The following is a 13,375-nucleotide window of genomic DNA, read 5'->3' on the forward strand; positions in this document are numbered from 1 at the left end:
AATCTGTATAGCAAATACTTATATTTACAACAGTTATTCAGAAGTGAGGCTTACAAAAAAAAACTACTATAGTTTTAAAGTCTTTTAAAAATTTGATTATAAGATGAAGAATTATCTCTATTATCTTTACTGGATTATTCGGACCTGGCCTTTTCGTTGGAGTTTTCCAAAATATAAAATTTTGTCGATCGATGAAACGATTAATGATATTATCAAAAATAAAAAAAGTCTGTCTCGCTTTGGTGACGGAGAATTTTTGTTGATTTTAAAAAAACAAAATCTTGGCTTTCAAAACCAAAATCCACTGTTGGCAGATAAACTTTTAGAAGTTTTAAATAATAGAAATCCTAACTTTTTAGTTGCTCTTCCTGATAGCATTTCTTCCGTAAAAAGTCACAAACGATTTGCAAAAGTGTACTGGCTTTTATTCATTAATACGCACGGGAGAGCACTTTCTAAATTATTAGATCAAACGTATCGCTATGGTAATGCAAATATGACAAGACTTTATGCGGGGATAAAAGACCAATCTAAATCGAAAGTATATTTTACTCAAGTGAAAACTTTTTGGGAAAGTAAGAATATTTTAATTATTGAAGGTGATTTATCAAGATTGGGGGTTGGAAATGATTTGTTTGATCGTGCAAAAAGTATAGAAAGAATCATCTGTCCTAGTAAGAACGCATTTGAAAAATATGAAGAAATTGTAAGTGCAGCTAAAGAGCATGGCAAGGATAAATTAGTTTTATGTGCTTTAGGGCCAACTGCGACCGTACTTTGTTCTGACCTTTGCAATGCGGGCTTTTGGGCGATTGACATTGGGCATATTGACGTAGAATATATGTGGATGTTGATGGGTGCTAAAGATCGTATTGCTATTAAAGGAAGATCTGTAAATGAATCCAACAATTCGGAAGGATATGAACTTGATTCAGAATTGGTAACTCCTTATAATAACTCAATAATTTTAGATTTGTCTTCATAACTAAATTATTCAATTTTAATTTCCTAATATATGATACCAGTTAACAAGCCTTTTTTACCTCCCCAACAAATCTATCAGTCTTACTTAGACGGGATTTGGAAAAGGGAATGGCTCACCAATATGGGACCTTTAGCGAGTGATTTGGAATTGCGTTTAAAAGAGTTTTTACACGTAGATCATCTTTTATATGTGACCAATGGTACAGTTGCCTTACAGATGGCAATTAAAGCTCTGGATTTAGGTGGCGAAATAATTACAACACCTTTTTCTTTTGTTGCCACCACAAGTTCTATTGTCTGGGAAAACTGCATTCCTGTATTTGTTGATATCGAATCAACATCGCTTAATATTGATCCAGAGAAAATTGTAGCGGCTATTACAGAAAATACTTCCGCAATTTTGGCCACTCATGTTTATGGAAATCCATGTGATGTGGATGCAATAGAAAATATTGCAAAAAAACATCATTTAAAGGTGATTTATGATGCGGCACATGCTTTCGGAGTTACTTATAAAGGAAAATCGATTTTTGAATTTGGCGACATTGCCACCTGCAGTTTGCACGCTACAAAACTATATCACAGCACAGAAGGAGGATTACTTATTACAAAAGATCCAGAAATTTTAAAAAAATTGGCATCTATTCGAAATTTCGGAATTTCTGGGTTTGAGAGTTTTAATCAATTGGGTTTGAATGGAAAAAATTCTGAGTTTCATGCTGCCATGGGTCTGGCTAATTTAAAATATATCGAGGAGATTTCGAAGAGACGTCAGGAACTATCAGCAAGGTATGATGACAAACTCAAAAATTTAAAAGCCCGCAGACCAATATGGAAGACGGATTCTGAAAATAATGCTTCCTATTATCCGATTATATTTGAAACGGAAGAGCTAATGTTGAAGTGCAAAGAACATTTACAACTCAATGAAATTGGAACTAGACGTTATTTTTATCCAAGTTTGGCTAACTCCCTTCCTTACTTACAACCACAGCAATTTGAAATTACCGATGATATTTCTAAGCGGGTTTTATGTCTTCCTCTCTATTACAACTTAACCAATGAAGAGGTAGATCTAATATGTAGGTTACTTTTACGAATTCAAAACAATTAACCATGATTATTGTTGGCGCCAAAGGTTTTGCAAAGGAAGTTTTAGAAATAGTTCATCAAAATAATGAGCTGGAAGGTCTTGCTTTTTTTGACGATGTTAATCACGACATTCCCGATTTGCTTTTCAGAAAATTTCCTATTTTAAAAAATGAAGATGAAGTTCGGGAACACTTTATGAAATTTGGAAATAATTATACGATTGGAATAGGTGGACCGCTTCTTCGTAAGAAAATGTATGATAAGTTTGTGAAATTAAGTGGTAATTTAAATACGATAATTAGCAAATTTTCTGAAATAGGTAGTTACGGTGTAGAAATAGGAGAAGGTTGTAATATTTTATCCGGTGCAATTTTGGCAAACAGTGTCAAGCTGGGAAAAGCTAATATTATTTATTACAATGCGATCATTACACATGATGTAAGTACGGGCGATTTTGTAGAGATCTCACCCGGCGCAAAACTTCTTGGTAGGTGTGCCGTAGGTGATTTTTCTAGTATTGGTAGTAGTGCAGTTATTTTACCTGATGTCAAAGTTGGAAGAAATGTAATTGTTGGAGCAGGTGCAATCGTTACTAAAGACCTTCCCGATAATTGCGTTGCCGTAGGAAATCCCGCAAAAATTATAAGTACGAATAATGACTGATTATCCCAATGTTAGCGTTGTTACTATCACTTATGGTCATGAAGATTATATAACAAAGACTATCGATAGCGTTTTGATGCAGAAGTACCGTGGTGAAATAGAATTTATTATTGCTAATGATAATTCTCCAGATGATACAGATAAGGTTCTTTCAAATTATTTTTCACAAAAAAAGATCCCTGATAATGTTACTATTAAATATACCAAGCACAAAATAAATAAAGGTGCAGTTTCAAATTTTAGTTGGGCAGTTGCACAGGCTTCAGGTAAATACATTGCCCTTTGTGAAGGAGATGATTACTGGATAGATTCCCTAAAATTACAAAAACAGATTAATTTTTTAGAAGGCAATGAAGATTATAGTTTGTGCTTTACAGCAAAATTAAATGTCAATCATAAAGGGGATATCATAAATCTAGCAAGATTTAACCATCAAAAATCTTGGGCTGCGGAAGATGTTTTAGATGGCGGTTTTATCGCAGGATTGCAAACCATCGTGTCAAAAAATTTATCAAATGAATTTAATGAGTTTTGTTGTCAATTTCCTGATCGAACAGGGGTAGATAGATTGTATAGTTATTTTTATGGCATTAAAGGAAAACTTAAATATTTAGATTTTGAGTCTGCGGCATATCGAACACACGAAGGTGGAATTTGGTCACCTTTAAGTGCGGAACAAAAATTAGTCGCACATATTACGCAGCATCTTAAATTTTTGGAAGTGATAAAAAAAGATGATTCAGATTTTAAAAAATTAAGAAACAACATGTTCCGACTCACTATAAAAGATAATTATTTTAAATTTTATAAATATCCTTCAAAAACAATGAGTGACTTATTTTTTATCTTAAAACAATATAAAATATCTCCTATAGTCTTTTTATTGGCAGGAAAAGATTATTTATCTTACTACATTAAATTAGCAGAAGCAAAATTTAGAAATGTCTAAGCTCTTCTAAAAACAATTGTATTTTTAATTTTATAAGCAAAAAATCAGAATTGAATAATCCCTCTAAAGTTATCGACCTCGTTGTAAATAACAACCTCTGCATTGGTTGCGGAATGTGCGTTTCCCAATGCACCTCCAATGCACTAGAAATGTCCTGGAATGACCAGAGTTTTTTGGTCGCAAGTGCCAAAAATACCTGTGATTGTAATGGAGCTTGTTTAAACGTCTGTCCATTTAATCCTTTCCCAAAAGAGGAAGTAAGAACTGAAAATGAGATCGCAGAATTATTTCTGGACAGCGCAACTGATCACCATCAAAAAATTGGCAAATTCAATAATATTTATGCAGGTTATTCCAAGGAGTTCCGCTTATCTTCTTCTTCCGGCGGCTTAGGAACCTACATTTCTACAGAATTATTAGCGCAGAAAATTGCAGATCATATTTTCTCCATTACAGAATCTTCTGAACCCGGAATTTTTTATCAGTATTCGGTGAGCAGCAATATAGAAGATTTGCTAAACGCTTCTAAAACACGCTACTTTCCCGTAACGATGGCTACAGTTTTTTCGGAAATTAATAATTTACATGGTACCGTTGCGGTAGTGGGTGTTGGATGTTTTATAAAAGCCATTCGGCTCGCGCAATATTCTGATCCAAAGCTCAAAGAAAAAATTCCTTTTTTAATTGGGATTATTTGTGGCGGGGTAAAAAGTACATTTTTTACCGAATATTTAGGTTCAAAACTAGAGGTTGAAATTAAAAATATTCAGAAACCACAATTTAGGAAAAAAGATATTTCCAGTTCTGCAAATGATTATTCCTTTTCTTGTACCGATGAGAATGAAGAAGAAAAATCAATAAAAATGCGAACGGTCGGTGATCTGTGGGGAACAGGGTTGTTTAAAAATAATGCCTGCGATTTTTGTGATGATGTGACGACAGAACTAGCAGATATTTCACTTGGTGATGCGTGGCTTGCTCCTTTTGATAATGATGGAAAAGGAACCAACGTAATCGTAACGCGCTCTATATTGGCTGAAAGTTTAATAAACAAAGGAATTGAAAATAAAGATTTAGAAGTTGATTTTTTAGCACTTGATACTTTTTTAGCTTCGCAACAGGGTAGTTTTAACCACCGCCACACCGGAATGTCCGAAAGAATCAAGATTGCCAAAAAAAATAATCAATTGGTTCCCCCAAAAAGGTATGAGAAGGAAGAAGTAACCCTTGACTTTAAAATGGTTCAAAAACAAAGAATGAAAGTTCGCGCACTGAGTTTAGTTCTTTGGAAAAATGATCCAGATGCGAAAGTGTTCGATGAAAAAATGCAAAAGCCCTTAAACAGGTTACGCTTTTACACCAAAATATACCATAAAAGACGTCGATTCACTTACCTGAAAAGTAGGATTCTGGAAATAATAAAGAAGAAAATTTTTTCTAAAAAAACTTTCAACTAAAACATATTTTTGGAAATTTTATGAAAACCTACTTAAGTGTAATTGTCACAAATTACAATTTTCAGGATTATTGAGATTATTTCTTCATTTAAAACTACTTCAAAAAAATGCTAAGATTGACAATTTTTACCCCGACTTACAATAGGGGATATATTTTAGAAAAACTGTATCGGTCGCTCCAAAGACAGACCATCTTTGATTTCGAGTGGTTAGTCATAAATGATGGTTCCACAGATAATACAGATGATTTGTTTAACCAATGGTTAATGGAAGATAATAAGTTTCCAATACGTTATTATAAGCAAACGAACAAAGGATTGATGGTCGGATTTAACAGGGGAGTAGAACTTGCAAAAGGAATATATTTGTCGAAAATTGATTCAGATGATTATGTTTCTAATGACTGCGTCGAATATTTACTTAAATGGTTAGACACAATAAAGGATAATAAAGTGGTATACGCGGTGGGAGGTATGCGCGGTACGGTGGGAGGCATTCCTTTGAAAGGTGAGGGTGAATGGCCCCTAATCGATAAAAAAACTGGCTATCTCGACATTTATGACTATGAACGAAAGCAATACAATCTAGATGCAGATATGACGGAAGCATGGAATGTTTCAGTTTTACGTAATTTTCCCTTTCCTGTTTTTGAAGGTGAATTTTTTGCACCGGAAGCAATTGTTTTTAATGCAGTTGCGGTGGCAGGTCACAAAATAAGATGGTTCCCTAAAATTATTTGTATTTGTGAATACCAGAATGATGGTCTCACAAAAAATGACGTATTGATGCAAAAGCGCAATCCTTTGGGGTTTTCAATGGCGTGGAAATATAAATTGAAGCAAAAAATTTCATTTAAAAGTAAAATGTTTTGTTTAGCTCAGTCAGGTGCATTAGCTTTATATAGTGGTAAACCAAAATATATTTGGATTGATAATGATCATAAATTTTTATCGACCATATTACTGCCCGTAAGTTATCTTATATTTCTTAGACGTAGAAAACAATTTGAAAATTGTATTTATTCGGAACTAATGAATCCTAAAAATACAATTTCATGAAAGTTTTATACGTGGTTGGCACAAACTTAAGTAGAAACACTTCTGCAAATATTAGCCATAATGCCTATGTTCAAGGTTTATTGGAAAACGGGTGTGAAGTTGATATTATAATGGCAAGTTCAAGTTGGGGAGCGAATGACGCGTCTTTACCCACCTGGAAGGAGGCTACTTATTTTACATATAACGCGGTGTCGTTGATTGATCGATTAAAAACTAAATTTAAAAATATCTTTGATAAACAGATTGCGACGAATGGCGAGTTAGCAATTAAAAAAGATATCCATGTTGTATCTTTACCACCCAATGGTAACTTAAAGAAGCAGATTAGGAATTTATTAAAAACAAGTTATGATTTCCTTTTTAGGACTTCTCAACTTTATAATTTAGATCGGACTTGGCTAAAAAATGGATTGAAATTTAAGGAAACTAAATCGTACGATCTCATTATTTCGAATTCAAGTCCTGCTTCGAGTCATAAGTTAGTTTTGAATTTATTATCTAAAAAACGCATTACAGAAACACGATGGATTCAAATCTGGGAAGATCCTTGGTTTTATGACCTTTACGGTGGTCATAGGGATGAAGTAAAAGAGGAAGAGCATCGGTTACTGAAAGCGGCTAGAGAAATATTTTATGTGAGCATTCTAACTTTACAATACCAGAAAAATCATTTCCAAGATTGTGCCCATAAAATGAAACACATTCCTCTTCCTTACTTGCAATTTGGTGAGAATAAACCTAGGAAAGACGGGGATAATATTAAATTTGGATATTATGGGGATTTTTATTCAAAAACGAGAAATATTACTCCGTTCTATGAGGCTCTGATAGAAAGTGGAACACCTAGCTGCATTAATGGAGATTCAGACCTTTCTTTAAAATCAACACAAGCGGTGCAGGTTTGCGGAAGAGTAACTTTAGATAAATTATCTGAGCTACAAGATAAGACCGATGTTTTGGTACATCTTTGCAATCTGAAGGGCGGTCAAATACCAGGAAAAATTTATCATTATTCTGCAACAACGAAACCCATCCTGTTTATTTTAGATGGTACGGAGGAGGAAATTATTATAATAATGGATTATTTTAAAAAATATGATCGATATCATTTTTGTGCAAATCGGAAAGAAGAAATCTTGAAAATTATGAATTTATTCTTAGCAGGGGATGAAGTTTTACAAAAACAACCAGTATTGGAATTTCACCCACGCCACGTAATTTCAAATTTGCTTTACAATTAGCAAAATATGATAAAAAAGAAAATTTTATTTGTAAATGGTCACATGAGATATGGTGGCGTTGAGAAATCTCTTTTAGATATTTTAAGAAATTTGAATTATGACAAATATGAAGTCGACCTACTTTTAATAGAAGGAAAAGGCGAATATTTTAAAGAGATTCCGGCCGAGGTAAATGTTATTTTTAAAGACTTGACTAATGTGCACGGACCATTTTTAGAAAGTGTAAAACAATGTTTAAAAAGGAAAGATTTTTTTGCACTCTTTGTCAGAAACGTATTTCTTTGTAGTCATTTTATTAATCCAAAACTACTAATATTTCTTCGAAGTTCATTATTTGGAAATAAAAAATATAATTTTGCAATTGCTTACAGAAAGGGTATTTGTACACAAATTGTTCAATACGTAGTTAAGTCACAAAAAAAATCAACTTGGTGGCATCATGGCTCAATTGATATAGCAGGAAAGGCACTTAAAGAGTTTGAAAAAACTTGTGTTCAATTGAAAAATATTGTTTTTGTATCAGAATCTTCCGAGAAAATGGTAGTTTCTGCCATACCACTAATTGAAAATTATACAAGAGTAATCCCGAATATGATCGACAATCGAGATGTTATTAAGAAGTCAAATCTTTTAAATCCTAATTTTGAAACGAACAAAAAACATTTCGTAACTGCATGTAGATTTGCACCTGAAAAACATGTTGAAAATGTCATTTTTGCAAGTGAAATGTTAATTAAAAAAGGATTTGTAGATTTTCAGTGGCATGTTATTGGCGACGGGGATAATTTAAATTATTTGCAAGAATTATCTAAAGATAGAAAAACTCAAACAAATGTCATATTTGAAGGAAAAAAGGAAAATCCATTTCCTTATTTAAAACACGCTGATATTTACATTCATACTTCTTACATAGAATCTCAAGGTTTGTCAATATTAGAAGCGATGACTTTAAATACGCCTTGTATTATCACTGATAACTCTGGAATTAGAGACTATGCTACTCAAAATAATAGTATAATTGTAAAGCAAGGAGCAGAGCACTTGGCAAGTGCGATCTTTGAATTATTAAACGATAGCGATAGATATAGTATTTTAAAATCAAATACCAAATGTCCCGAAAAATTTAGTTCCCAAAATATTATTCCTAACATAGAGCAATTTTTATCCTAAATATTTAAAAAAAGAGAAGAGGATAAACTTCTTAGAAATTCATTAAAAGATACTGCAGTATGAAAAAAATAGGAATAATTACATTGTTTGGTTATAATAATTATGGCAACAGATTACAAATGTATGCCGTTCAACAAATTTATAAAAAACTGGGATTTGATTCAGAAATAATTAAGTATCAACTAAACCCCAGAAAAGAACCTTTCATTATAAAAATCAAAATATCGATTCATTATTTATTGTTTTTTACATCAAATATTCCAATTTCAATTTTAAAAAGTCTACGTATTAGTCACTTTAAAAAACATGCTGGAATTTATTTCACGGAGTCAAAAGATGAGGTAAATCCCTTAATAGTTGATGATAAATTTCATGAGAAATACTCTTTTTTTAGTGTGGGAAGTGATCAAATTTGGGGCTGGTTCACGCATCCTATTGCTGATTTTGTTTTTTTGAAATTTGCTCCCAGGGAAAAACGGATAACATTCTCACCCAGTTTCGGAAGTTCTAACCTGGAGGAAAAGTATAAAAATGTATTTAAGGTCGGATTAGAAGGTTTTAATAATATTAGCGTACGTGAAGCCAGTGGTGCTAAAATTGTCAAGCAACTTACAAATAAAGAATCTATCGTACTTTGCGATCCCACGATGTGCTTATCTAAAAACGATTGGTTAGGATTCGCAACAACTCATAAAAGAAAACCAGAAGGCAAATTCGTCTTAACCTATTTTTTAGGGGAAAAGTCCTCTTCAGTTTGTTCAATCTTAGCGGCAATTCCTTCAGAATTTGAAATTATAGAGTTAAATTCTTTTAAATCTCCTAAGTTCTATACGGTTAATCCTTCTGAATGGGTTGATTATATCAACAGCGCTAGTTTGTTTTTAACCGATTCATTTCATGGCGTGGTTTTTTCCTTAATTTTGCAAACTCCTTTTGCTATATATAGTAGAGTAGGAGGAGAAAGTATGCAAACCAGAATTACCAATATTTTAGAAAAATTTAATATGGTAAATAGATTTGAAATAACTTTCAATGATGCTTCTTTATTTAATATGGATTTTTCAACCACCGAAGAAATTATAAATATCGAAAAATCTAAAGCCTATGATTTTTTAGAAAAGTCAATGACTATACAAGATCTCATGGAAAACCCTAAATATCCCTCTTCGTAATATATCATTAACTTTGTAATCAAATTTAACTGGATTTGTTATTAATAGCAAATCACGAATTTATACCATGAAATTATTAGTTTGTTTTGGGACGCGACCAGAAGCTATAAAAATGGCCTCATTAGTCCATAAATTTAAAGAATCGCCCTCTTTTGAAGTTAGAGTTTGCGTTACAGCACAACACCGTCAAATGCTAGATCAAGTTTTGGATTTCTTTGACATAGTTCCCGATTATGATTTAGATATTATGAAAGAGAATCAAACTCTTAATGAACTTTGCGGAAGGATTTTCTTGAAAATAGATGAGGTTATGCAAAATTTCAAACCAGATGTTGTTTTAGTACATGGCGATACTACAACTTCTACAGTTTGCGCTTGGGCCGCATTCCACAAAAATATAAAAGTGGGGCATGTGGAAGCTGGTTTAAGAACGTATAATAAATTTTCGCCCTTTCCCGAAGAGTTAAATCGGCAACTGACGAGCCGTATTTGTGACTATCATTTTGCACCTACTTCACAATCTAAAGTCAATCTTTTGAATGAAAACATCGGCAGTGAGAATATTTTGGTTACAGGAAATACAGTAATTGATTCACTCCTTTGGACTGCTGAAAAGCTCAATAAAGGATATGAAAACGCCGCAATAATAGAATTAAAGTCACTCCTGAATTTTGATAAAAAAGTTATTCTTGTAACTGGTCATCGCAGAGAAAATTTCGGAGAAGGATTTCTCAGTATTTGTAAAGCTCTTGCACATCTTGCCAATAATAATGATATAGAAATCGTTTATCCGGTTCATTTAAATCCTCAAGTCCAAAAACCGGTGATGGAATTGCTTTCAGGAATTTCAAACATTCATCTGATTGCTCCTTTAGATTACCCTTCCTTTGTCTGGATGATGCAGAAATCCTATTTTATTATAACCGATTCTGGAGGTGTACAGGAAGAAGCACCATCTCTAGGAAAACCCGTTTTGGTAACGCGCGAGACCACAGAACGACCCGAAGCCGTGATTGAAGGAACTGTTGTCTTGGTTGGAACGAGTTCGAATAAGATTATTGCTGCAGCGCAAAATCTTTTAGATAATACCGATGATTATGAAAAGATGGCTCGCGCACATAATCCTTATGGAGATGGAAAAGCCGCATCCAGAATTGTAGAATTTCTTGAAAATTAAACCACAAACTCAAACTTAACCGCATGAAACTCCTTTACATCACAAATGGCATCACCGGTTCCGGCGGACTTGAAAGAGTGTTGTCGGTGAAGGCTTCTTTGTTGGCAGATGATTTTGGGTATGAAGTTCACGTGCTCCGATTAAATGAGGCTCATAAAGAACCTTTTTTTTCTTTTTCAGAAAAACTTATGCTACAATCTATAGCGGTTTCTGGTAATCCTCTGCACTATTTCCTAACTTATAAAAAAGGGATTCAGAAAATTGTTGATGAAATAAAACCTGATATTATTTCTGTGTGTGATGATGGTTTAAAAGGTTTTTTTCTCCCCCTTATTATTCAAACAAAAGCAAAATGGATTCATGAAAGTCACGCCTCTCTGCAATTAGGAAACAGTGGTACTGGTCTTTCCCTTCTCAAAAAAAGGCAGCATCACTTGAAACAATTTTTAGGAAAGCGTTTTTCTAAAATTGTACTATTAACAGAAGGAAATAAGAAAGAGTGGTCTGTGAAAAATTTAGTGATCATTCCTAATTCGTTGCCTTTTGCATCTTCTGCAGTTTCTACGCTTCAAAATAAAAGAATCATTGCAGTTGGAAGCTTTAGTTATAACAAAGGGTACGATTTGCTTCTCCAAATTTGGAAAGATGTGGCCCCTGATTTTCCAGAGTGGGAACTCAATATCTATGGAAGCAGAACCAACGAAAACCTGCAGTTAGCTGCAACTCATTTAAAGCTGAAAAATGTTCATTTTCATGATCCTGTCAGAAATATTGCAGAAAAATATTTGGAATCTTCCATTATGGTCTTACCTTCACGCTCCGAAGGTTTTGGTATGGTACTGATAGAAGCCATGAACTGTGGACTTCCCGTGATTAGTTTTGATTGTCCAAATGGTCCGAAAGATATTATAACTGAAGGTGAAGATGGTTTTTTAATTAAAAATGGAAATATTGAAAGCTTTGCAGAGAAGCTAAGGACTTTAATGGAAAGTGAAGAATTGCGACAAAAAATGGGAGCAGCAGCACGCTTAAATAGTTTAAAATACCATCCAAATGAAATTGTAACACAGTGGGATCAATTGTTTAAAAGCTTAATGTAAACAAGTGTTTTTTGCAAGTTGCACTTCAGTTATCTACCTTTTCATTGTAGAGACGCTTCCAGCGTGACAAGCGTGTGGTTTTGAAATAGTATTTGCGTGTAATCCGAGTTTTGTCATTCCGTAGGAATCTCATTGCACCATCGCTGTCATTCCGTAGAAATCCGAGTCTAGTACTCTTGTCATTCCGTAGGAATCCCATCATTCAAAGCATTACTTTTATGGTAGAGACGCTTCCAGCGAGACAAGCGTGTGGTTTTAAATTAGTATTTGCGTGTAATCCGAGTTTTGTCATTCCGTAGGAATCTCATTGCACGATCGCTGTCATTCCGTAGGAATCCCATCATTCATAGCATTACTTTTATGGTAGAGACGCTTCCAGCGAGACAAGCGTGTGGATTTAATTCTATTTTTGCGTGTAATCCGAGTTTTGTCATTCCGTAGGAATCTCATTGCACCGTCCTTGTCATTCCGTAGGAATCCCATCATTTGAAGCAACACTTATCTGGTAGAGACGCTTCCAGCGTGACAAGCGTGTGGATTTAATTCTGTTTTTGCGTGTAATCCGAGTTTTATCATTCCGTAGGAATCTCATTCATGACCAGTGGCATTTGGTATAATTAGAACTCTTTGACTTAATAGTTTACTTTTACAAAAACAATTACTTTCGAATAAAACATGCTGATGATTGATTTTCCAGAAGGATCACACACGTATTATGTATATATCCTTACCAATAAAAATCGAACGGTTCTGTACACGGGTGTGACCAATAATTTGCACCGCAGGTTAAATGAACACCATTCTAAAAAACATCCCAGAAGTTTTACCGCACGTTACAACGTGGAGTTTCTAATTTATTATGAAAAATTTGATTGGATCCAGCAAGCCATAGCACGAGAAAAAGAAATAAAATTGCTGTCAAGAATAAGAAAACTCACTTTAATTCAGGTCTTAAACCCTAATTTAGATTTTCTAAATCATTTATTTCTAAATTAGTTTCTAGTGGGGGTAGTATGATCCTTTTGTCACTCCGTAGAAATCCCTTTCTTCAAAACATAGGTTATCTAACCGTGAGACGCTTCCAGCATAATTCCCCTTTTGTCATTCCGTAGGAATCCAACCATTACTCTACAACCGTTCCTACAAGCACTAGTGAGACGCTTCCAGCGTGACAAAAACCGTGTTTTTAACCAATCAGCTGTTGATTTATATACCTATTTGTCACTCCGTAGAAATCCCTTTCTTCAAAACATAGGTTATCTAACCGTGAGACGCTTCCAGCATAATTCCCCTTTTGTCATTCCGTAGGAAT

At 33.9% G+C, this 13,375-nt stretch carries 12 protein-coding genes; all 12 read left to right on the top strand.

Features of this window, described 5'->3' with window-relative positions:
- The first annotated feature begins 103 nt into the window (after positions 1-103).
- The 12 genes from RCH13_RS08750 to RCH13_RS08805 all read left to right on the top strand — a co-directional run bounded on the left by RCH13_RS08750 (position 104) and on the right by RCH13_RS08805 (position 13,059).
- Positions 104-985 carry an SP_1767 family glycosyltransferase gene (locus RCH13_RS08750; protein ID WP_326986855.1) on the top strand — a complete coding sequence of 294 codons (882 nt, stop codon included), beginning with the start codon at positions 104-106 and terminating at the stop codon, positions 983-985.
- A 30-nt stretch (positions 986-1,015) separates the two neighbouring features.
- Entirely contained in the window at positions 1,016-2,098 is a 1,083-nt protein-coding gene (locus RCH13_RS08755; RefSeq protein WP_326986856.1) for a DegT/DnrJ/EryC1/StrS family aminotransferase, read from the top strand.
- 2 nt (positions 2,099-2,100) lie between these two features.
- The gene (locus RCH13_RS08760) at positions 2,101-2,739 is read left to right on the top strand and encodes a NeuD/PglB/VioB family sugar acetyltransferase (protein ID WP_326986857.1); all 639 of its coding nucleotides are present in this window, start codon (positions 2,101-2,103) and stop codon (positions 2,737-2,739) included.
- The gene (locus RCH13_RS08765) at positions 2,732-3,688 is read left to right on the top strand and encodes a glycosyltransferase family 2 protein (RefSeq protein WP_326986858.1); all 957 of its coding nucleotides are present in this window, start codon (positions 2,732-2,734) and stop codon (positions 3,686-3,688) included. Before RCH13_RS08760 ends, RCH13_RS08765 begins: the two co-directional genes overlap by 8 nt.
- A gap of 50 nt (positions 3,689-3,738) precedes the next feature.
- Positions 3,739-5,145 (top strand): Coenzyme F420 hydrogenase/dehydrogenase, beta subunit C-terminal domain, encoded by a 1,407-nt coding sequence (locus RCH13_RS08770; RefSeq protein ID WP_326986859.1) that lies wholly within the window; start codon positions 3,739-3,741, stop codon positions 5,143-5,145.
- Positions 5,146-5,261: 116 nt separating this feature from the next.
- Positions 5,262-6,203, top strand: a complete 942-nt coding sequence (locus tag RCH13_RS08775) for a glycosyltransferase family A protein (RefSeq protein ID WP_326986860.1) — start codon at positions 5,262-5,264, stop codon at positions 6,201-6,203.
- Positions 6,200-7,444, top strand: a complete 1,245-nt coding sequence (locus RCH13_RS08780; protein ID WP_326986861.1) for a hypothetical protein — start codon at positions 6,200-6,202, stop codon at positions 7,442-7,444. The genes RCH13_RS08775 and RCH13_RS08780 overlap by 4 nt, the downstream gene beginning before the upstream one ends.
- Positions 7,445-7,450: 6 nt before the next feature.
- Positions 7,451-8,614 carry a glycosyltransferase gene (locus RCH13_RS08785; RefSeq protein WP_326986862.1) on the top strand — a complete coding sequence of 388 codons (1,164 nt, stop codon included), beginning with the start codon at positions 7,451-7,453 and terminating at the stop codon, positions 8,612-8,614.
- A gap of 59 nt (positions 8,615-8,673) precedes the next feature.
- A complete protein-coding gene (locus RCH13_RS08790) occupies positions 8,674-9,786 on the top strand; it encodes a polysaccharide pyruvyl transferase family protein (RefSeq protein ID WP_326986863.1) in 1,113 nt (370 codons plus the stop codon).
- Between the two features lie 67 nt (positions 9,787-9,853).
- Positions 9,854-10,963, top strand: coding sequence for a non-hydrolyzing UDP-N-acetylglucosamine 2-epimerase (gene wecB / locus RCH13_RS08795; RefSeq protein WP_326986864.1), 1,110 nt, complete (start codon positions 9,854-9,856; stop codon positions 10,961-10,963).
- 23 nt (positions 10,964-10,986) lie between these two features.
- Positions 10,987-12,063, top strand: a complete 1,077-nt coding sequence (locus RCH13_RS08800; RefSeq protein ID WP_326986865.1) for a glycosyltransferase family 4 protein — start codon at positions 10,987-10,989, stop codon at positions 12,061-12,063.
- Between the two features lie 681 nt (positions 12,064-12,744).
- Entirely contained in the window at positions 12,745-13,059 is a 315-nt protein-coding gene (locus tag RCH13_RS08805; protein ID WP_326986866.1) for a GIY-YIG nuclease family protein, read from the top strand.
- The last annotated feature ends 316 nt before the right edge of the window (positions 13,060-13,375 follow it).

The sequence above is a fragment of the Chryseobacterium sp. MP_3.2 genome (assembly GCF_035984805.1).
Lineage (GTDB): Bacteria > Bacteroidota > Bacteroidia > Flavobacteriales > Weeksellaceae > Kaistella.

What these genes read in the sequence shown, in the direction of transcription:
- RCH13_RS08750 (WP_326986855.1), top strand. Translation starts at nt 104, where the DNA reads ATGAAGAATTATCTCTATTATCTTTACTGGATTATTCGGACCTGGCCT.
- RCH13_RS08755 (WP_326986856.1), top strand. Translation starts at nt 1,016, where the DNA reads ATGATACCAGTTAACAAGCCTTTTTTACCTCCCCAACAAATCTATCAG.
- RCH13_RS08760 (WP_326986857.1), top strand. Translation starts at nt 2,101, where the DNA reads ATGATTATTGTTGGCGCCAAAGGTTTTGCAAAGGAAGTTTTAGAAATA.
- RCH13_RS08765 (WP_326986858.1), top strand. Translation starts at nt 2,732, where the DNA reads ATGACTGATTATCCCAATGTTAGCGTTGTTACTATCACTTATGGTCAT.
- RCH13_RS08780 (WP_326986861.1), top strand. Translation starts at nt 6,200, where the DNA reads ATGAAAGTTTTATACGTGGTTGGCACAAACTTAAGTAGAAACACTTCT.
- RCH13_RS08785 (WP_326986862.1), top strand. Translation starts at nt 7,451, where the DNA reads ATGATAAAAAAGAAAATTTTATTTGTAAATGGTCACATGAGATATGGT.
- RCH13_RS08790 (WP_326986863.1), top strand. Translation starts at nt 8,674, where the DNA reads ATGAAAAAAATAGGAATAATTACATTGTTTGGTTATAATAATTATGGC.
- wecB (WP_326986864.1), top strand. Translation starts at nt 9,854, where the DNA reads ATGAAATTATTAGTTTGTTTTGGGACGCGACCAGAAGCTATAAAAATG.
- RCH13_RS08800 (WP_326986865.1), top strand. Translation starts at nt 10,987, where the DNA reads ATGAAACTCCTTTACATCACAAATGGCATCACCGGTTCCGGCGGACTT.
- RCH13_RS08805 (WP_326986866.1), top strand. Translation starts at nt 12,745, where the DNA reads ATGATTGATTTTCCAGAAGGATCACACACGTATTATGTATATATCCTT.